The sequence below is a fragment of the Photobacterium obscurum genome (genome assembly GCF_026191635.1).
GTDB lineage: Bacteria > Pseudomonadota > Gammaproteobacteria > Enterobacterales > Vibrionaceae > Photobacterium > Photobacterium obscurum.
The window spans coordinates 326,233-346,806 of record NZ_JAKRRW010000005.1; the positions used below are offsets into that span (position 1 = coordinate 326,233).

Annotated in this window: 16 protein-coding genes; 8 read left to right on the forward strand and 8 right to left on the reverse strand. The window is 50.0% G+C overall.

Annotation, left to right across the window (positions count from 1 at the left end; genetic code table 11):
• Positions 1 to 15: 15 nt before the first annotated feature.
• From MD588_RS09440 to MD588_RS09450, 3 genes are all read left to right on the forward strand, one after another.
• Positions 16 to 714 carry an aldehyde dehydrogenase family protein gene (locus MD588_RS09440; protein ID WP_265696876.1) on the forward strand — a complete coding sequence of 233 codons (699 nt, stop codon included), beginning with the start codon at positions 16 to 18 and terminating at the stop codon, positions 712 to 714.
• Between the two features lie 157 nt (positions 715 to 871).
• On the forward strand, positions 872 to 2,368 hold the full coding sequence (putP, locus tag MD588_RS09445) for a sodium/proline symporter PutP (RefSeq protein WP_265696877.1): 1,497 nt from the start codon (positions 872 to 874) through the stop codon (positions 2,366 to 2,368).
• A 476-nt stretch (positions 2,369 to 2,844) separates the two neighbouring features.
• Complete coding sequence (locus tag MD588_RS09450) at positions 2,845 to 3,939, forward strand: porin (protein WP_265696878.1); 1,095 nt, start codon at positions 2,845 to 2,847, stop codon at positions 3,937 to 3,939.
• Positions 3,940 to 4,045: 106 nt separating this feature from the next.
• Here the strand turns inward: MD588_RS09450 and MD588_RS09455 are convergent, their stop codons facing one another.
• Together MD588_RS09455 and MD588_RS09460 are read right to left on the reverse strand one after the other, a co-directional pair.
• Complete coding sequence (locus MD588_RS09455) at positions 4,046 to 5,176, reverse strand: HlyD family secretion protein (protein WP_265696879.1); 1,131 nt, start codon at positions 5,174 to 5,176, stop codon at positions 4,046 to 4,048.
• Positions 5,176 to 5,571: a DUF3302 domain-containing protein gene (locus MD588_RS09460; protein WP_265696880.1), complete on the reverse strand. Its 396-nt coding sequence runs from the start codon at positions 5,569 to 5,571 to the stop codon at positions 5,176 to 5,178. Before MD588_RS09460 ends, MD588_RS09455 begins: the two co-directional genes overlap by 1 nt.
• Positions 5,572 to 5,805: 234 nt before the next feature.
• Between MD588_RS09460 and MD588_RS09465 the strand changes: the two genes are divergently transcribed.
• Positions 5,806 to 7,059: a tetratricopeptide repeat protein gene (locus tag MD588_RS09465; protein WP_265696882.1), complete on the forward strand. Its 1,254-nt coding sequence runs from the start codon at positions 5,806 to 5,808 to the stop codon at positions 7,057 to 7,059.
• Positions 7,060 to 7,119: 60 nt separating this feature from the next.
• On the opposite strand, the gene yieH is transcribed toward MD588_RS09465, so the two are convergent.
• Together yieH and MD588_RS09475 are read right to left on the reverse strand one after the other, a co-directional pair.
• Positions 7,120 to 7,815: a 6-phosphogluconate phosphatase gene (gene yieH, locus MD588_RS09470; protein WP_265696883.1), complete on the reverse strand. Its 696-nt coding sequence runs from the start codon at positions 7,813 to 7,815 to the stop codon at positions 7,120 to 7,122.
• Between the two features lie 193 nt (positions 7,816 to 8,008).
• On the reverse strand, positions 8,009 to 8,479 hold the full coding sequence (locus MD588_RS09475) for a hypothetical protein (RefSeq protein ID WP_265696885.1): 471 nt from the start codon (positions 8,477 to 8,479) through the stop codon (positions 8,009 to 8,011).
• Positions 8,480 to 8,577: 98 nt separating this feature from the next.
• On the opposite strand from MD588_RS09475, the gene MD588_RS09480 reads away from it, so the two are divergent.
• Positions 8,578 to 9,243 carry a CatB-related O-acetyltransferase gene (locus MD588_RS09480; RefSeq protein ID WP_265696887.1) on the forward strand — a complete coding sequence of 222 codons (666 nt, stop codon included), beginning with the start codon at positions 8,578 to 8,580 and terminating at the stop codon, positions 9,241 to 9,243.
• A gap of 82 nt (positions 9,244 to 9,325) precedes the next feature.
• On the opposite strand, the gene MD588_RS09485 is transcribed toward MD588_RS09480, so the two are convergent.
• The 3 genes from MD588_RS09485 to MD588_RS09495 all read right to left on the reverse strand — a co-directional run bounded on the left by MD588_RS09485 (position 9,326) and on the right by MD588_RS09495 (position 13,838).
• Positions 9,326 to 11,356 carry an oxidoreductase gene (locus MD588_RS09485; protein WP_265696889.1) on the reverse strand — a complete coding sequence of 677 codons (2,031 nt, stop codon included), beginning with the start codon at positions 11,354 to 11,356 and terminating at the stop codon, positions 9,326 to 9,328.
• Positions 11,357 to 11,514: 158 nt separating this feature from the next.
• Positions 11,515 to 12,567, reverse strand: a complete 1,053-nt coding sequence (locus MD588_RS09490) for a helix-turn-helix domain-containing protein (protein WP_265696891.1) — start codon at positions 12,565 to 12,567, stop codon at positions 11,515 to 11,517.
• A gap of 248 nt (positions 12,568 to 12,815) precedes the next feature.
• Positions 12,816 to 13,838 (reverse strand): linear amide C-N hydrolase, encoded by a 1,023-nt coding sequence (locus MD588_RS09495; protein ID WP_265696892.1) that lies wholly within the window; start codon positions 13,836 to 13,838, stop codon positions 12,816 to 12,818.
• A gap of 479 nt (positions 13,839 to 14,317) precedes the next feature.
• Between MD588_RS09495 and MD588_RS09500 the strand changes: the two genes are divergently transcribed.
• The 3 genes from MD588_RS09500 to fadA are packed head-to-tail and all read left to right on the forward strand — an operon-like array spanning position 14,318 to position 18,977.
• Positions 14,318 to 15,625, forward strand: a complete 1,308-nt coding sequence (locus MD588_RS09500) for an acetyl-CoA hydrolase/transferase family protein (protein WP_265696894.1) — start codon at positions 14,318 to 14,320, stop codon at positions 15,623 to 15,625.
• 26 nt (positions 15,626 to 15,651) lie between these two features.
• On the forward strand, positions 15,652 to 17,793 hold the full coding sequence (gene fadB / locus MD588_RS09505; RefSeq protein ID WP_265696896.1) for a fatty acid oxidation complex subunit alpha FadB: 2,142 nt from the start codon (positions 15,652 to 15,654) through the stop codon (positions 17,791 to 17,793).
• A 14-nt stretch (positions 17,794 to 17,807) separates the two neighbouring features.
• Positions 17,808 to 18,977 carry an acetyl-CoA C-acyltransferase FadA gene (gene fadA, locus MD588_RS09510; RefSeq protein ID WP_265696898.1) on the forward strand — a complete coding sequence of 390 codons (1,170 nt, stop codon included), beginning with the start codon at positions 17,808 to 17,810 and terminating at the stop codon, positions 18,975 to 18,977.
• A 210-nt stretch (positions 18,978 to 19,187) separates the two neighbouring features.
• Here fadA and fabV read toward each other — a convergent pair whose 3' ends face one another.
• Positions 19,188 to 20,390, reverse strand: a complete 1,203-nt coding sequence (gene fabV / locus MD588_RS09515; RefSeq protein ID WP_265696899.1) for an enoyl-ACP reductase FabV — start codon at positions 20,388 to 20,390, stop codon at positions 19,188 to 19,190.
• Positions 20,391 to 20,574: the final 184 nt, after the last annotated feature.

The following is a 20,574-nucleotide window of genomic DNA, read 5'->3' on the forward strand; positions in this document are numbered from 1 at the left end:
GAGAAGGAAATAGCGATGACGACAAGTATTCAAGCAATAGTAGATAACAGCTCTGCGGCCTGGGAAGGCTGGAATGGTTTGGGCTATGAAGCACGCACTCAAATTCTGGAGCGCTGGACAGAACAATTGGTGCCTGAGGTTCGGGCGATGGTGGAATATCAATGCCGCAATGCTGCCGAGCATGTCGCGGAAACACTGCTGATGCCAGGGCCGACCGGGGAAACCAATGAGCTTTACTGCGCCGGGCGCGGCAGTTTTATTGTGACTGCCGATGCTGACACACCACTGGTGGCAGTCGCGGGACAAATTGCTGCTGTTCTCGTGACAGGTAACACACTTTTCATTTGCCTGCCTTCAGACTTTGTACTGTCGGCGGGTGAATTAGTCGCACAGCTGGAAAAAAGCGGTTGTGCGCGCGGTGTCATCACTGCAATTGATAGCGATCAGCTTGCTGATCTGGTTAGCCATCCTGTGGTTGCAGGTGTGGCCTATGCCGGAAAGCTGTCGACATCTCAGGCGTTAGCTCGCCAACTGGCTGCTCGAGACGGGTTGCTGGCTCAGTTAATCAGCGAGACTGATTGCGAGTCACTACCTGTTATTGGTAGCCCAACGTACTCGCTGCGTTTCGTGACCGAAAGAACACGAACCATCAATATCACAGCTGTTGGCGGCAACGCGACATTGCTTGAATTGGGGAGCGGTGAAGAACACTAACCATAGTTGTTATCACAGATACTGTTCTTACAGTGCATTGAATGATTCGAAGCGCAGTAAAGGGTACATGTGACAACTCGGCTGAAATGTTTTCAGCACCATAAATCGAAGAAAAGCCCCCGCAATGAACGGGGGCTTAAAGTGAGGGAACTCAACAATGATAGAAAATAGCTTTGCTATTACGGGAACGTTTATCGTTTACCTAATCGGTATGATGGCAATTGGTTATATTGCCTATAAACGTACATCTAATTCAGCTGACTATTTCCTTGGTGGCCGAACGCTAGGCCCTTGGCCTGCGGCACTGTCTGCCGGTGCGTCTGATATGAGCGGCTGGTTGCTGCTGGGTCTGCCGGGTTATGCTTATGCCGCAGGTATTGAATCGCTTTGGCTGGCAGGTGGCCTGCTAATCGGCACTTGGCTGAACTGGCTGATCTGTGCCAAGCGCCTACGGACATACAGTATTACTACAGATAATGCGCTGACGCTGCCCGAGTTCCTGGCTCGCCGTTTTGACGACAAATCTAAACTGATCCAAACCATTTCAGCATTCTTCATCTTGCTGTTCTTCCTTTTCTATACCAGTTCAGGTTTGGTTGCCGGTGGTAAGCTGTTTGAAACCGTATTCGGTTTGGATTACAGCATTGCCGTTGTTGTCGGTACGATTTGTGTGGTCTCTTATACCCTATTCGGTGGCTTCCTTGCGGTTTCATGGACCGATTTGGTTCAGGGCCTGCTGATGTCAGCAGCACTGCTGATTGTTCCTATCGCGGCGATGAATGGTGGTATCGGTGATCTGGCAGCTGCTTTGGAAGCGAAGAACCCAGAGCTGATGACACTGTTCAATGACGTGAAAGGTGAGCCTCTTTCGGCGATTGCGATCATTTCGCTTGCTGCGTGGGGCCTTGGCTACTTCGGCCAGCCGCATATTCTGGCTCGCTTTAAGGCAACACGTTCTAATGCCGATATCGCTACGGCTCGCCGTATTGCTGTAGGTTGGACGGCACTGTCGATGGCGGGGGCGATCCTGGTTGGTCTAGTGGGTATCTTGTATGTTGATAACCAACTTGCCGGCAATCTGGCAGATGGCGAGCGTATCTTCATGTTGCTGGTTAACTCTATTTTCCATCCAGTGATTGCCGGTATTCTACTGGCGGCAATTTTGGCGGCAATTATGAGTACGGCTGACTCCCAGCTGCTGGTTTCTTCATCGGCACTGGCGGAAGATTTCTATAAGCAGGTTTTCCGTCCGCAGGCATCGACCGAAGAGATCGTTCTGGTTGGCCGTGTGGCGGTGATCGTTCTGTCTGTTATCGCCCTTGTCCTGGCGATGAACCCAGATAGTACGGTACTCGGTCTGGTATCTTATGCATGGGCTGGTTTTGGTGCGGCATTTGGCCCGGCATTGTTACTAAGCCTATTCTGGAAAGGTATGAACCGTAATGGTGCCTTGGCGGGTATTGTGATCGGTGCGATGACGGTTGTGATCTGGAAGCAGCTAACTGGCGGTATCTTTGACCTGTATGAAATTGTTCCGGGCGTTATTTTAGCTACTGTATCAATTATTGCGGTGAGCGTAATGACCGGCGGTGCATCGAAAGAAGTCGAGGCTCAGTACGAAAGCTACGAGAAGAACCTTGTAGAATTTAAATAATCCCCAGCTGGATTAGTTGAGTCGATGAAACGGCATCTGAGCGATCAGGTGCCGTTTTTTATATTTGGATACGTGGCCATAATATGAGCCCTGCGTGTTGGTAAGAATAAGACTAAATCATTTCTAACAATGGCAAACAACTAACGCGCATCCAAGTTCAACATAGCTGTGCAAATAATGATCACTTCGAGTTGGTGGTTATGGCTATTTCGTTCTTTGATGTCGTTCAGAGTTAAATAATTTAAATTTTTTCAATTGAATTCGTGACGAATAAATAAGATATAAAATTCAAACGAATAAGTTACTTGTCAGCTTTTTAATAGCTTACGGTTTTATAAGCTAATTTCCTTCCTGAATTATTCACGAACTCTATCAAACTATCGTACTAGTTCCCTATTACATCTCTGCGGGGGATCTGATAGTTTATTTTGGCAATCACGCACTATTGTTAAAATCATCATTAGAAGTATTTATTAATGAAACTAAAATTATCAGCCGTATTGATTCCTGCAGCCTTGCTTGCTGGACAAGTTTCTGCTTTCACCCTTTATGAAGATCAACAAAACAAGCTTGATGTCGGCGGAGTCTTTGTTCTCGATGCGTTTCAGCCTGTATGGGGCGAAGATGATATTTTCTCTGCTAGCCGTAGTATTTTAAATATCGGTGCTGAACGTCGGCTACAAGATGGCTGGGTATTGGATGCCAAGTTAGAATGGGATCAATTTTTGAATAATCCTACCTCAGGCAGCGATAATTTCCGAAACCGTCTGGGATATTTCACCTTAAACCATGATGAGGTGGGAAGCCTGCGTTTTGGTAAGCAGTGGTCGGCTTATCATGACGTAGCCCGCTACATGGATAATCTTATTATCATCGACCCGGATGCGACACCTATTTATTCTGAAGGTACCGACGGTGGCTTCGCAGCAACGGGCCGTGGTGACAATCTGGTGGCATACCGTTACAGCAAAAATGGCCTTAATGTGTCGGCTCATTACGGCTTTACCAGCAATGGCGAATCGGCACACGATGAAACGGCGAAACGCGATGATAATTTTGCGGCATCAACCAGCTATGATTTTGACTCTGGGCTGAGCATTGGTGTGGCTTATCTCGAAAACAAAGTACAGATCGATGGCGCTACTGATATCAATGGCCTTGAAGACGGCGACAAGCAGGCTGCACTCTCCATTGGAGTCCAGTATATCAGTGGAGGCCTGAAATTAGCGTCAGTCTATACCCAAGGCGAAAACATCCACAAAGCGGGCCTGCTTGGTACATCAAGTGATTCAGTAACTGCACAGTGGGCTGATGCCAATGCGGTGGATGGGTATGCCCACTATGCTTTTGAGTCGGGTTTCCGCCCGTTTGCCTACGCATCGCACGTTGATTTTGATGGCGAAGGTGATGTAACTGGTGACCGCCAGGTGTATGCGCTCGGCCTGTCTTATGCGTTCACGCCAAAAACAATTTTGTCGTTTGAAGCCAAACATAACAAGCTTGATGAGTTCCGAGGTCAATCTAGTCGTACTGATAGTGGTGGCGGCTTTAACTTCGCTTATGTTCTCTAGAACAGGGCACTGATTCGAAACACAAAGGGCTGACGTATCTATCAGCCCTTTTTGATTGTTCGGCTCTAGTGGGTGGCGCGCGATACTTGCCTGTTACGGTGACGGATCAATGATCAAGGAACAGATAGTTCTGCCAGCTTTTCATCCGGATCAGTACTTTTCGCATGACGGAGACATGCTCGAAACTGTCAGAGTAGACCGCAATCTCGACATTGGTGCCCTGTGGCAACTTGTAGGGAGTAAGGTCATCAAGAATTTTGAGTTTTACCAACGGTCGGCCTTGGCGAAGTAACAGATCGCTGCCATAGAGCACGCCTGCGGCTTGGATTTGGCTCTCGCCAATGGCGGGAAAAACTTCAACCACTTCTCCTTTAAAAGTTTTGCCGGGCAAAGCCCGAAAAACAAAATCAGCCTTGAAACCCGGCTCCAGGCGGAGCAAGGAATTTTGGCGGAATGCGCCGATAAAAAACTGTTCTTCCTGGTGAACAAATGTCATTACCGGACGCAATGGCAGCGGCACCGCCATCATGCCGGGCCGCAGGGTAACTTGGGTAACGTAGCCATCGGTGGGGGCATAGACAACGGTTTCGCTTAGGTTAAACTCCGCCTGAGTGAGCTGGGCCCGAACTTTGGCGATACTGGTGTTCTCACCCATGATTTCGGATTCATAGGCCAGCTTTGCCCGCCCTTCCTCGGCCCGCGCAGCGGCAAGTGCAGCCTCGGCACTCAGATAGAACTGGCGGCGGTTATCGACTTCAGCTTTGGTAAATGCGCCACGCTTGAAGCCTTTTTCATAGCGTTTGAATTGTTGCAAGGTACGGTCGCGCTCGGCAACGGCTTTTGCGGTGATTGCCTGGGCGGATCTGTATGTTGCTTCGAGCCCCAATGCGTATTGCTTGGCCTCGGCCAATGCAGCCTTTTGCAATTGGACCTCTGCTTCAAAAGGCGTTGCGTCTATTCTAAATAGCATCTCTCCTTTCTTGATAAGCTTATTGGGAGTGACTGGCACCTCCGTGACTTTACCCCTAACTCCAGGAACAATGGGAGTTGTTACAAAAAACTGCCCCCCGTAGTTGGTATGTGGATGGTTGTAGTTCATCAGCAAAATCAGGGTCCCGATCAGCACGATGCCCCCAAGCACGGCGGTGGGTACCGTCCATTTGTTGAGGGGGATACGGAAGATTTTGAAAACTGCAATGCACAATGCGGTGTAGGTAAGAACGAGCAATAAATCCATTACTGAGCCTCCCCTTTATCTGGTGGTGATTGCGGGGAGCGGCTAGAGGACTGTTGGGCCAGTTGGCTCTCTAATCCTGCGACTTTATTTGTTAGTTTTTCAACTTGCTCTGTGAGGACGAAGACTTCTCGGTGAAGTTCATGCTGTTCGTTTTGTATTTTGGTAAATCCCCAGCCGCGATCTTCTCGCCACAAGGTGGCCCAAATCCACAGAAACGGCCAAAGCGCATGTAGGGTAAATAAACTGACCCAACCGGCGTAGTGAATCGCATCTTGGTGGGGGTGATTGCGCTTTTTCGAGATCTCATAGGGGATATCATGGATCGCTATTATTCCGTAGAACAGAAAGATAGCGACAAAGCACAATACTCCTAATGCGAAATAATCGAGAAACATCCATGCTCCTTAAGTTTCTGTTGAAAAGTATTAACAGAAACAATTGATTGAAAATATCGGGACATAATTAAAAATAGCACTTAACTATTTATTTACGTGTTTTGTTGTTGCCACGTTATATCCCTTTTCTTTGTGGGAATTTGCACCGGAAGTACCAGCATCAGGCATAATGGCTTTAGATTTTCGGCTTCTGGCCGTTATAGAAAGTGTTGAAGACTGTTTTCATGAGGGTCTATGCCAAACATAGTAATAGGCTTAGGTGTTGCGTCTGTGGTATTGATTTGGGTTGTCGTGCGCTATTTCGCTGCTGTGAAAAAGCAGCAACACGCAGCTAAAGAACAGCACCTTAAAGACGAGAAGTACAAGCGGGTTTTGGAAAAAGCCAAGGTGGCGGAGCGTCAGGAAAAGATTTTTAAAGCGCAAACCGGCCATGTCTCTAGCCAGTTATCACTGGCAAAAGAATATGAACTGACCAATGTTCGTGAAGCGATCCAGTGGTACCGTAAGGCGGCTGATCTGGATAATGATATCGCCCAGAATGCGCTAGCTCGGTTGTGCCGGTTGGATATTGATGATCCGCAAGGCGAGGCGAAGTCGCTGTATTGGGAGCATGTCGTCAGAGCTAAGAGTAAGGATGCCGAAGCGCTATTTGAACTTGGACGCTATAAAATTCGGGGTTTTGGTACAGATATCGATACCGAGGCGGGGATTGAGAACATTATCGCTTCTGCAGAGCTTGAGCATATTACGGCGCAGCTTTTTCTTGGTGACTGGTATGTGGCGGAGGTTAATCCGAAGCCGGATCCCTTGATGGCTTTTTGCTGGCGTGTTCGCGCGGCTGTAAACCAGGATGTAAAGGGATGTATTAAAACGGCATTTTGCTACCAGACCGGAGTCGGGGTAGCGAAAGATAAATATCGCGCTATTTACTGGCTGGAGAGGGCTGCCGAGCTGGGTAGTTCCGAGGCACAGTTTCTTGCGGCTAAGATGCACCTTGGTGCCGGTGCCAATGATGCTGCCATTGCTTACATTTGGTTTTCGATAGCCCATGCATCCGGTCATCAAGAGGCCAAAACGGCGCGTGATGATGTGGTACAGCATATCGGTATCGAATCGATACTGAGTGTGCAAAATGTTGCCAAGTCGGTATATAAGATATTGAAGCAACAGCCGGTACCGGCCCATGCCGTGATTGAGCTGCTGGATCAGATATACGGCCGGCAGGGCTATCGCCCAACAGAGGAGATGCTGGCGGCCCTGGTTGCAGGGGATTTTGATGCCGAAACCGAGCTGGCTACTTCCGATATGGGGGATGATTCCGATGGTGAGCCGGAAAAGCCACTAACCAATCCTGAAGCAGAAGCATTTGTGGCGGACGCAGACTTGTCTGCCTCGAAAAATGAGACGGCAGCTAAGGAATATCAGCAGCAAAATTGGGCGACATCATGGGATAGCTTTGCGGTTGAAAACGATAAGCCGCAGGCTTGATAAGTAAAAGGCTCGGTTTTCCGAGCCTTTTTTGTGTCTGGTGGGGAGCGGCTGTTGGAGTTACTGCGTGCTGAACGACAGGTGCTCCAGCAATTGCGGCATGGCCGTAATTGTCGTGACATGAGGATGCTTGATGGGCGTTGAATGCGGTGTGGCGGCAAAATGAAAGGTGCGCATTTCCGCATTGATACCAGCCTGAACACCTTTGACCGTATCGTCCACGAACACGCATTCTTGCAATCTAACTCCCATGTTCATTGCCGCAAAATGGAGGATATCCGGCTCTGGCTTCCAACTGTTGGCTTCAAAACCGCTAAACAGCTTTCCCTCAAAATAGGGCAGCAAGCCTGTAAGGGCCAGGGTATGCTCAATTTTGCTGATGGGGGCATTGGAGGCGATACACATATCGCAGCCTTTAGCTGCAAGAGTTTCGAGAAGTTCCGGCACGCCCTCTATCGGATTTAGCCCCTGCTCAAAGAGTCGGCGGCACTCTTCCCGGTACAGCGGTTCTAGGTCATCGATACGGGCTCTGATACCTGCGCGATCCCGGGTTTCGGTCAGGATGTCGACCATTTTCCCGCCTTTAAAATGGCTGAGGCACTCCTCAAGGTTTAGTTTCGCGCCAAACTGACTGAATACATTTACAAGTGCTTGATTGCAAAGAATTTCACTATCAACTAGGGTGCCGTCACAATCAAAAATAACACAGCTTATATCTGGTTCTTTGGTTGTTGCGCGTTGTTCGAATCCATCCATGAAAGGCACTCCAATTGGCTGCTGTCACTGACCCCCATTGTTAATACACACTCTTGATTTCTACAACTTGCATATTGAGGTTTTGTTATCTTTATCTCGCTTACTCAGACTTTTTCAAGAGATTCTGAGAATTGAGACTGATGCTGTATAGGAATACAGGCATTGGGTGTTAAGTAATTAGCTGTGTGGCGCTTTACAATACTGTGTTACGGTAACGGCCAATGAACGTTTCCAGTGGAGCAAGGCTGTCGATCCCCTGTCGTTGCTCGGCTTGCAAAAAAGCTAAAATGGCATCCTCATGCTCTTGAACTAATTGAAATAGTGCTTGATGCTCAGTGGCTTGTATTGCTTGCTGACGATACTTGAGGGCATAGGTTTCGACCCACGGTGTCATGGTGTTGATGAGGGTTTCCCAGTCAAGAGCTAGCCAATGCTCAGCATCACGGCGTCCTTTCTCGATCATTTCCATGTGTACATCAGGGCATACTTTTCCCAGCCGTTCTAAGCCTTTTTTCAGGTGCCGAGCGGTGATTTGCTCTATCTGGATCAGTGTCTGCCATTTGTTGATATGGTTATCATCACTATACTTTTCAGCAAAAGCAGTGAAAAAAGCAATGCCGTACAGTTCGCCAAGATAGGCTGAATAAAGTTGTTCAATTTGCATCCGGTTTCGCTCGATAGGAGAGAGTTGTTGAATTGGACATTTTACTCTAAATATCAACGCAACTGTTCAAGCGGTGGCAAATAATAAAAGGGGTGGCTATGTCATCATCCATATTTCCTTCATGGCTTGGCGGCTATGAGGTGCGAGACCATGTGAAAAATCCGAACATTGTTGTAGGGGAACATACTTATTACTCCGGTTACTACCACGATAAGCATTTTGAAGATCAATGTGTTCGCTACCTGCTGGGGGATCATTCCAGCCGGGCGGTGTGGGAGTCGGGAATATTTGGCGATGTTGATAAGTTAATGATTGGCAAGTATTGCTCTATTGCTTCAGGCGCGACATTTATGCTGGCGGGGAACCAGGGCCATCGCCATGACTGGGTGTCTTCGTTTCCCTTCGATGTCAGCCAGTTTGGCGGCAAGGTAAAATCTGGCTTCGAGCGTGCTGGGGATACGGTGATTGGCAATGATGTCTGGATTGGTACGGAGTGCGTCATCATGCCCGGTATTACCATCGGAGACGGGGCGGTGATCGGTGCCCGTGCTGTAGTGACCAAAAATGTTGCGCCTTATTCGGTTGTGGTGGGTAATCCCGGGCAAGCGGTAAAGAAAAGGTTCAGCGATGAGCAAATCAATCTGTTACTGGAGATGAAATGGTGGGATTGGCCATTGGAAACGCTGCAGCGCAATATGGATTTAATGTGCAGCAGTGATATCGAGGCGTTGTTCGAGCGTTACCGTCACTTCGAGTCGTTATAGCCGCACGTAAAAAAGGCTGCCCGGTTAGTTCGGGCGGCCAAATACATATTACTCTTTGGCATAGAGTAAAACGTAGAGCACTTTACAGCGACCGGCCGACTTCGTAGCCGTCCCAGATCGCAGCCATAATGGTTCGCGCCTGCTGGCTGTCACCGATATTAAAAACCTCTTCGACATCCAGCTCGTTGCCCAGTTTATGGTACAGGCTATTTTCGGCCTGATAGCCCATGGCTAGCACCACATGGTCAGCGGTAATTTCTCGGCTTGCGCTTGCATTATCTGCGGGGTGGACAATCACTCCGGATTCGGTGATTGCTTGCAGGCACGTAGAGGTTTGGACATCCACGTTCTCTGCTATGAGCAGCTCTTTTAGCATCTGGTAGTTGGCAAAACATGTGCCGTGAGGGCCGCCGATAATATCGTCATCCCCTTCGATGAGGGTAACCTGCTTACCTTGCTGTGCCATCCACAGAGCCGCTTCTGCCCCGACCAGGCCGGCACCAATGACGATGATCTGATTGCGAGTGAGTCGTTCTGGCTGCATCAGCATTTTTTCCGCCATCATCACATGCGGCAGCTCTCTGCCTTCAAGCCAGTGAGACTGCATCGGGCGTGATCCTGTGGCAAACACCACACTGTCCGGCTGTTCGGCTTCTATCGTTTGTCTGGTGGCCTCAGTATTCATTCGTACCGTGACGTGTTTGCGTTCCATTTCACTGGCAAACCAGTTGAGCAGAAGCTTGTCATCGTGTTTGAACGGCGGCTGGCTGCCAGGAATGACATTCCCGCCCAGTGCCCCGGATTTTTCCATCAGCACGACGTTATGGCCGCGCTCCGCGGCAATTCGTGCAGCCTCCATACCGGCAACACCGCCACCGACCACCACAACTTTCTTGCGCTGGTATGCTGCCGTCAGCTTGTACTCTTCTTCGCGTCCACAGCTCGGGTTGACGGCGCAGGAGATATTGCCGACCTCGGCCATTCGGCCAAGGCAGCCCAAGTGACACGACAGGCACGGGCGGACTTCCTCGAAACGGTCACGGCGGATCTTGTTGACGACTTCCGGATCGGCCAGAAGTGGACGCCCCATGGATATCCCGTCGGCGATCCCCTCGTTGACCGCATGCGCCGCCAGTGCAGGATCTTCCATTCGACCAGCCATGATCACAGGAATATCTACGACTTCAGACACAGCCTTGCAGTAAGGTTGGTACATGCCTGGCTGGAAGTAGTTAGGCGGATGGTTCCAGTACCACGCATCGTAGGTGCCTGCATCTACATTGAGAGCGTCGTAGCCGGCTTCCTGCAGGAGTCTGGCAGCCTTGAGGCCCTCTTCCATATCACGGCCGACTTCTTCGGCCTGCTCGCCTGGTAGGATCCCCTGACCGAAGCCCTTCATATTGCTTTTCACCGAGTAGCGCAGCGATACCGGGAAGTCTTTGCCGCACATGGCCTTGATACCCTGAACAATCTCTACGGCAAAGCGGTAGCGATTCTCGAAACTACCGCCATACTGGTCGGTGCGCTTGTTGAAGAAGCTCATGGTGAACTGATCAAGTAGGTAGCCCTCGTGCACCGCATGGATCTCAACCCCGTCATAGCCGGCTTTCTGGGCGATGACAGCCGACTCGATGAACTTACCGATAAAGTATTTGACTTCCTCGGTGGTCAGCTCTCGGTGGGCAATGGTCGGATCAAAGCGGTTGGGGGCGGCCGACGGGGCAATTGACTTCTCTTCGGGGGTAAAGCCCGGAATACAAGAACGGCCCCAGCCAGCGGTAAGCTGGGCAAAGATCTTGGTGCCATAGGCATGGACTCGCTCTGTCATCTCTTTGGCACTGCGGATATAGGCGGTCGGGTGGTAACTTGGGCAAGGCAGTGATGGCATCGGGAACTGTTCCAGTTCGTTCTCGACCATTTGAACCCCGGTAATGATCAGACCGACGCCCCCTCTGGCTCGGGCCACATAGTAGTCAATGCCGCGGCTGTTATAGGCACCGTCACCATCAACACAACCCAATGTTCCCATCGGGGCCATCGAGTAGCGGTTCTTGAGTTTTACCGAGCCAATTTTCATTGGCTCAAATAACACTTTATGCGCTTGTTTCATCATAGCTAAAGCTCCAGTATTTTTATGGCAGCTACCGGGGTAACCGCATCAACTGGAACTCATTAAATCAAGAATGTCTTGCTCTGACTTTGCCGTTTAGGACAATAGCATTACATATGCTGCCAACATTGTGTTGTTTGATTCAGATCATGCGCAGATCCCTATACCTTAATCTGATTCTCTGATTCATTGCGATTTAAGTGCGTTGGACTGGTGCCGGTCCAGCGTTTGAAGGCACGGGAAAAGGTGCTGAGGTCGGAGAACCCGAGTTGGAAGGCAATTTCTGTCATATTGATATTTGGCTGGTTAAGCAGGTGCAGCGCCTTTTCCAGCTTGTATTTTTCAACCACTCCGCGATAGCAAGTATTTACTTCGGCCAGGCGCCGGTTGAGGGTTCTGATGCTGATCAGCATTTTTGCCGCTACCTTCTCCCCGGAAATATTGGCCAAGGTCGGTAATTTGTCGAGGGTGTTATAGACCTGTAATACCACATCGCCGGTTTCCAGTTCGGCGGCTCGCTTGCGCAGCAGAGCACGGGTACTGGGGTAGATTTCAGGATCGCTGGTTGCCAGGGGGGTGAAGAGATGCTGCCGTTTGATACAGAGCTTGCGGATGGGTGAGCCAAGGGATATTTTGCAGTTCATCTCAGCTTCAAACTGAGGGAGAACCTGTGCTTCAAACGGCCAGTGAATTAATTTCACCTCCAAACCAGGGATGTCGCTGAGCGAAGCCTGGCGGATAATCTGGATCATCGTGGCAATGTACAGGGTTACTCCGACATAGGTGACGTGGGATTCTTTGTTCAATGGTTCGTTATTAATGATCCACAGCTCGGCGTCGCCCTGAGGTGTTTCATGCAAGCGCACCTGGATCGGCGAGCCGATTGCCACGCTAAAGTTGCAGGCATCTTTAAGCAGGCTTTTGAGGTTAGGCGCTGTCCATAGTGTCAGGGTATAGCTGCCGAAAGTCAGGGGAGAGACCCAGCGTGAAGCTTTAACGGAAAATAACGGGTCTTTGCTGTCCTGAAACATGCGATGGTGGATCTGGCGTACGTCACGCACATCGAGCAAAGGCTGTGATCCATCACTGTGAGGTTGCGGCGGAAAGTAATCATCACAATTAAGGCCATATTCGCGCGCGGTTTTCTGCAGAAGCTGCAACCAGCCCTTGTGGATGGAATAGGTGGGTAATGGAGCGGATTCACACTTCTTCATGGGCTGACTTTTGCTGTGGCATGAGTTGAGAAAATATTACTATTTTGCTGGGGGAGTTAGAAAAAAAGTACGTTAACTCTGTGATTGAATACACAGTACGATTTGGCTTAACGGGTCTTTTTTATATTAATCAACACTCATATTAATGGTTGTGTGCCGGGAGATTGATATGGACAATGCTGTTCAGGCACAGCCTGTATGGCTGCGCCAGGGGTTTAATCGGAATAACTTAACGGAGTGAGTCAGAATTATTGGCCGGTGGCAATAATCTGTGCGGTAATATCGCCTGCCAATGCCGGGTTATCGAGGTTGAAGTTAATTTGTTTACCAGAATTGAGAATATCGTAGAAATTAAACTGTACCTGGGTCCAGGCCTCGTTCCACGTATATTGCCAGATAGCCTTACCGGTAGTTAGGTTCTGGGTTAGCTGCCATTCGGTGGCATAGCCAGTTATGACACCATTTTCAATTGTGTTGGCAGCATCATGCGGCACACGGAATGCGGTACCGGCAAGCTTCATCATACCGTTGAATGATGAACTTGGCTGTTTGAGCTGTTCGCTGTAGTAAGACGAGTATAAGAAGCGGTCACGTGAGTTGTTGTTACCTGTCGAGCCATAGTTGACATTGGCACTTGGTTGGCTGAACTTGCTTGATGCTTTTTTCCAGGCATTAAGGTGGACCTGCTGGCTTGGCTGGTTGGTCATTACCGCTGCCTCTTTGCCACGGTACAAAGTGATGCCGTCTTTGTCGTGTTCGATAACCAGCCGGTCACCAGTTTTGTCAGTCAGTGACCAATGGAAGGTCGGGGCTTTAGGTAGCGTTGGATGCGAGACCATTTCTGTCTTGATGGTTTCAAGGTTATTTACCACCTCTTCGATGGTGGCAAATTGTGAAATCAGATATTCACCAAAGGCAAATTGGGAAATACTATTTTTGCCTTTTCCATCCATTGTCATCGGCGAATAATACAGTCCATTGACCTGCATACCTTCGCTGTTGACACCGTCATGAACTAGGCCGCCATAGGCTTGAACGGCAATAATATCGTATTTGGTGGTAAAGGTTTCGCCGTTGCCCTCAACACCATGCCTGTAGCGCTTGCTCCCGGCCTTTATCGTGCCGAGTACCGGAGATGTTGATTCAACCCAGTCATTGGTACGGGTTGTTAAGGTGCCAAAGTCAGTATTCCACGCAATAGAGGTACAGGCTTGGGATGCGGTGGTAATTGAAGCCGCGGCAATAGCTGTCGCGATTAGAATTTTATTCATCGTTATATTCCGAAATTTAAATATTAATTAAAACTGAGTGTGCCAGCTGGTTATTGGATTTATGGATGTGTTCTTTGCGTGGCTTATTCGTTTTCCATATTAGAAAATAAGAAGAAAATAATATTGATAAAAGTCGATATTTGGCAATGATGGCCTGTTGCATCAAATCTTTGTCCTAAAATGACAAGCGATAAATTTAGTCAGTCTTCAGTAACGCACTTTATGTGTAGATCGTCACGGATTAGATGGTTTAGGTGATTAGTGAGCAAGCTCATGCTTATGCTCCGTGACTTGTGTTGTCATATCTTTGGCCTGAAATGCCAAGTTAACCGCATCTACTCAGAATATATTGAAGGAGCAGAATATGGAATAACTTCTGAATCCTACATCAGCGACTTATTATCTTCCTGCCAATATAAAAGGATATTTATTGATTTTGAGGAGGGATAAATAAGTCGCTATATCTCAGAGAGGTCAATATGGCACTTTGGCAGCAGAGCTACGACAGTAAGCTAATTTCACTGGCTGACGCGGCAAGCAAAATACAATCCGGCGATAAGATTTGGGCTGGTGGTTATTTATCTGTTCCTGTTTTATTTCTTCAAGAATTAGAAAAAACAGCCATGATGTTGCAAGGTACTGAATTATATTCAGGCCTACTTACTTATCCGTATGAATTCCTCAAGCCTGAATATCGCGGCCACCTCACCTACCGCAGCCTGTTCATGGGGCCACTGGAGAAAAAATTCCAGCACCAGGGCAATGTCGAAATTATTACTTACCATCTTTCCAATGTCGGCTCGGTATTGGATGCGGCTGGCTGTAATGTGATGGTGGTTGAAGTCACCCCGCCGAACGAGGACGGTTTTGTCAGCATGGGGGCCTGTGGCGGTATGGGAAACAAACATTTGTTGCCGAACGCGGACTTGGTGATCGGGGTGGTTAACAAGGCCCAACCGTTTATCGGAAACCCGGAAAACCTACTGCATGTGGACGATATTTCTTTCTTTGCCGAAGGCCATCACCCGATTGCCGGCCCGAAACCGGTTGAACCGTCCGATATCGAAATTTCGATTGCTGAGCATGTCCTGCCGTACATCAAAGATGGCGCCACGATTCAGATTGGTATTGGCACAATTTCCAACGCGTTGGGTATGGGGCTAAAAGGCCGGAAAAACTTGGGTATTCATACCGAGATGTTTACCGAGTCGATGATGGCGCTGTGCAAAGCCGGTGCGATTGACGGCTCAGCCAAGAACTACAAGCCGAATAAGATCGTCGCCGCTTTCGCTGCTGGCTCGCAGGAGCTCATCGATTATGTTGACAACAATCCTGATATTGAAATCGGCAATGTGGTGGTGGTGAACCATCCGAATGAAATTGCCAAGAACGATAACTTTGTCTCAATTAACACCTGCATTATGACCGACTTTACCGGCCAGGTTGCCTCGGAAGGAGTAGGCCACACCCAGATTTCAGGCTCCGGTGGTCAGGTTGATTTTGTTCGCGGCGCCACCCTGTCCAATGGTGGCCTGTCGATCATCGCCATGGCTTCGACTTATAAGGGGGCAAATGGTATCGAGTCGACAATCCGCTCTGCCTTGCCGGAAGGCACACCGGTGACGACTCTGCGTAATGACGTCCATCTGATTGCGACGGAATACGGCATTGCCGACCTCCGTGGCCTGACGACGGTACAGCGCGCTGAGGCGCTGATTGACATTGCCCACCCGGACTTCCGAGACCAGCTTAAAGAGCAAGCAAAAGCCTGCGGTTTGCGTAAGTAACCTGACTATTTATTGAGGAATCATTTATGTACCAAGGACATTATTTTCAGGTTGCTGCCCGCGGCCAGTTTGCTGAACTGATTTTTGATGCCAAGCCAGATAGCGTCAATACCTTGTGCCAAGAAGCACTGGAAGAACTGCAGCACTGTGTGGAAGTTATCAAACAGAGCGCGATCCGGGGCTTGATCATCCGTTCAGGCAAGGCGCTGTTCAGTGCCGGCGCCGATGTAAAAGCCTTCCGCGCGTTGTTTAATGGCGGCGAAACTGCCGTGGTTGACTACCTTGAGTGGGTGCACGGTATTTATAACAGCATCGAGGATCTTTCGATGCCTAAGGTGGCGATCATCAACGGTGTGGCTGCTGGCGGCGGTGTCGAGCTATCGCTACTGGCCGAATATCGCCTGGCGACGCCCGATGCTAAAATCAGCCTGCCGGAAGTGAAGCTCGGGATCATGCCTGGCTGGGGGGGCGCGACTCGCTTGCCTCGCCTGGTTGGTGTCGATACGGCGTTACAGTGGCTGACCACTGGTAAGAATTTCCGCGCCGACAAAGCATTGGAACATCATGTCGTCGACGGTGTGATCGCCCCAGACACAGATCCTATCATGCAGGCAGAAGCCGTATTGCAGTCATGTATTGACGGCGAGCTAGATTGGCGTAGCCGTCAGCAAGAGAAACAGTCACCACTGAGATTAAATGACTATGAGCTGGCGATGTCACTCAATGTTGCCCGCGGTATGGTGGCCAAGGTCGCTGGTAAACACTATCCGGCGCCTGCCATAATCCTGGATACCATTGAAAAAGCGGCCAAATGCGGCCGTGAAGATGCACTGGCGCTTGAGCGCAGCGGTATTGCCAAGTGTGTCAACAGCGGTGTTGCCGATGCACTTGTATCCGTCTTCCTCTGTGATATGGCGGTTAAAGCCAAGACCAAGTCACTGACTAAAGGGGCTGAGGCTGTCGCCGAAGTCGGTGTGATTGGGGCCGGGATCATGGGCGGTGGCATTGCCTATGTAACGGCTGACAAAGGCGCTGACGTGGTGATGAAGGACATCAATAAGGCCGGTCTGGCTCTGGGACTGACGGAAGCCAACAAACTGCTGGCCAAACAGGTGGAGCGTGGTCGCAAAACACCGTTGGAAATGGGAGAGACCTTAAACCGCATTCAGCCAACTCTGCACAATAATGCACTGGAAACCAATGACCTGATCATCGAAGCGGTGGTCGAAAACCCGAAAGTCAAAGAGGCGGTACTAGCTGAGTTGGAGCAGGCTGCGCCGAATGCGATCATTGCTTCGAATACCTCGACACTGATGATCAGCGGATTGGCTAAGGCCCTAAAAAAGCCAGATAACTTCTGCGGAATTCACTTCTTTAACCCGGTACACAAGATGCCATTGGTAGAAGTGATCCGGGGTGAGCTAACCAGTGACGCCACGATCAGCCGGGCAGTGAAGTATGTTAGCCAGCTGGGTAAGACACCAGTAGTGGTCAATGACTGCGCGGGATTTTTGGTCAACCGCTGCCTGACTCCGTATTTCCATGCCTTTAACCAGCTGGTGACCGATGGCGGTGATATTCAGACGATCGACAAGGTGATGAGCAAAGGCTTTGGTTGGCCGATGGGGCCGGCATCCCTGCTGGATGTGATTGGTCTTGATACCGCTGCGCATTGTATGGATGTTATGGACGAAGCCTTCCCCGGCCGTATGACTAAACCCGCTGTCAATGTTATTCAGGCCTTTGTCGACCAACAACACTACGGACAAAAGAACGGCCAGGGTTTCTATGCCTACCAGCCAGATCGTAAAGGCCGCCTTAAGCCTGCGGCCTGCGCGGCTGCCGACCAGCTGATAGCCTCGCAGCGTGAAACTACGCGGGAATTTGACCGTGACACCATTACCATGCGCATGATGCTGCCGATGATGTTCGAGGCCATTCGCTGCCTGGATGAAGGCATTATTGCTTCGCCGGCAGAAGCCGATATTGCAATGATTTACGGTACCGGTTTTCCTCCATTCCGTGGTGGTTTGTTCTACTACATGGATCAGCTTGGCCTTGATCAGCTGCTTGAGGCCGCCGAGCAGTTTAAACACCTTGGCGAGCTCTATGAAGCACCAAAGGGGCTGCTTGAGCGAGTCCTGAATAACCAGAAGTTTTACGCGTAATAGGGGTAACTAAGATGAAAAATGTCGTAATTGTTGATGCAATCCGTACCCCTATGGGGCGTTCTAAAAACGGTGTGTTCCGCCATACCCGTGCCGATGATTTGTCAGCACACCTGATGAAGGCGGTGTTTAAACGCCAACCTAATGTTAAACCATCGATGGTGGATGATGTGGTGTGGGGCTGTGTGCAGCAAACTGAGGAGCAGGGCGTTAACGTAGCCCGTAATGCGGCGCTGTTGGCTGGCTTGCCGGTCGAGGTGCCGGCCACTACGGTAAATCGTTTGTGTGGTTCATCCATGGACGCCCTGCATATCGCGACCCGGGCCATCAAGGCTGATGATGCGGATATCGTATTGGTCGGCGGGGTCGAGCATATGGGGCATATCCCGATGACGAAGGGGATCAGCCTCAACCCGGCCAATGATAAAAACTTGGCACAGGCATCGGCAATGATGGGGCTGACTGCCGAGGCACTCGGTAAGATGCACAGCGTCAGCCGTGCTGATCAGGATGCCTTGGGCGCGCGCTCCCATCGCCTGGCACAGCAGGCTACCGACGAAGGGCGTTTCGACAACGAAATCATTCCAATGATGGGTCATGACGAAAATGGTCGCCCAATCCTGGTTAGGCATGATGAGGTCATTCGTCCGGAAACTACCGAAGAATCTCTGGGCAAGTTGCGTCCGGTTTTCGATCCGGTCAATGGCACGGTCACCGCCGGTACGTCATCTGCGCTATCAGACGGTGCGTCATGTTTATTGGTGATGAGCGAAGAGAAGGCCAAAGAGCTGGGGGTAGTTCCCCGTGCCCGTGTGATTGCTACGGCGACCGCAGGGGTACCTGCCGCAATCATGGGGTATGGCCCGGTGCCAGCTACGCAAAAAGCGCTGGCTAAAGCGGTGCTGACTATGGCTGATATTGATTTTGCCGAGGTGAACGAAGCCTTTGCCGCCCAGGCGATCCCATGTTTGCGCGAGCTGGATTTATGGGACTGCCGTGACGAGAAGGTCAACCTGCATGGGGGGGCCATTTCTCTCGGCCATCCGCTTGGTTGTTCAGGCGCACGAATAGTCGGTACCCTGCTTAATGTCATGGAGCAGCGTGACGGCCGCTATGGCCTGGCCACCATGTGCATCGGCATGGGGCAAGGCATTGCAACGATCATCGAGAGAGTAAAGGACTAAGACGGCATTTAATATTATCACGTTCGATAATACCGACCTTGGGGCTCTGATGAGCCCCTTTTTTATTTCTTGCCTGATGACCTTTCTCAGCCAATGGTTTCAGCTAAATATGTGGGGTGAATAAACAGGGTATTGAACAAGCTATGCCTGCCTTCATTTCATGATGCCAGATAGCGCCGACAGTATCAGGCATCGTGCTGTTTTGCTGTATTAAGGCTTGAGGCTATAGAGAAAATCCAAGCTGATATCCTGCTGGTAATCGACATTGTCAAAGCCAAAACCGTTCAGCTGCATAAAGTCATTGCGGTAACCTTCGTAGTCACCCAGCTGCTTAAAGTTCTCCGGCGTAATTTGTGCCATCAGGCGAGCGACTTCCTGTTGCACATCCTCCTGTAGCTCCCAGTCATCTGCTCGGATCTCTCGCTCGGCATCGGTTACCACTTTGCCAGAAGGCGGGTAGAGTTTGCTACTGAGCAACCGCTGCATATGTTCGATACAGCCTTCGTGCAGTCCTTTTTCTTTCATCACTCTAAACAGTGCCAGCAGGTAGGGAGAAAGCCCGGGAATGAAAACACTGGCTTTGGTGACAAGTGCTTTGCAGACGGCAACATAGGCCCCACCATTAATGGCCTGGAGCTGCTGGTGGATGGCATCGGCTTTACGGTGGAGATCCTGCTTGGCCATGCCCAAAGTGCCTTGGTGGTAAATTGGGTGGGTGAATTCCGGGCCAATATAGGAATAGGCGATGGTTTTACATCCCTCGGCTAACACACCTTCGTCGGCTAGGAACTGCATCCATTGAGCCCAGTCTTCGCCGCCCATGACTTTCACCGTATCGTGGATCTCCAGATCGGACGCTGGTGGTAACGTGGTTTCCAGCATTTTGCCGTGCTCAATATCGATAGTGGCACCGTGTACCGACTGCCCGACAGGTTTGATGGCTGAACGCCAAAACTCGCCGGTTTCTGGGTTAGGCCGAACGCCGGACGCTAGACTATAGATAACGAGATTGATTTTTCCGCCGAACTCCGATTTGATTTGTTCGACAACCTGCTGGCGCAGCTCTTGGGAAAATGCGTCACCGACCAGGTTGGTAGCCTTGAGCCCGGCGGCTTCGGCGGCTTGCCTGAAATAGATATTATTGTACCAGCCAGCGCTGCCGACGCCTTTGTCTGATGGACCGCGCTCAAAAGAGACTCCGAGGGTCTCGGTACGGGGGCCACCAAATGCCAGGCTGATCCGCGAAGCGAGGCCAAAACCGGAAGAGGCTCCCAATATAAGAGCCCGTTTGGGGCCTGCTGCTATCGGGGACGAAGATTGGCAGTAAGCAATTTGACGTTGGATGGCTTCCTGACAGCCGAGAGGGTGTGCTGATCGGGCTACCACTCCCTTTATAACCGGTTTGATGATCATCGTTATGGGTATCCTGAATTCATGAATTTCAATTTGAATAGGTCATGTCATGGCATATTCAAATTGATACTTACTTTAGTTGAATTATTGCACATCGATTTCAACAAAAATTTAAGCTGAGAGCGAAATTTGTACAAAGTTAATCGTTTTCGTTGCTTCAAACTTGATCTGAACCAGTGATTTT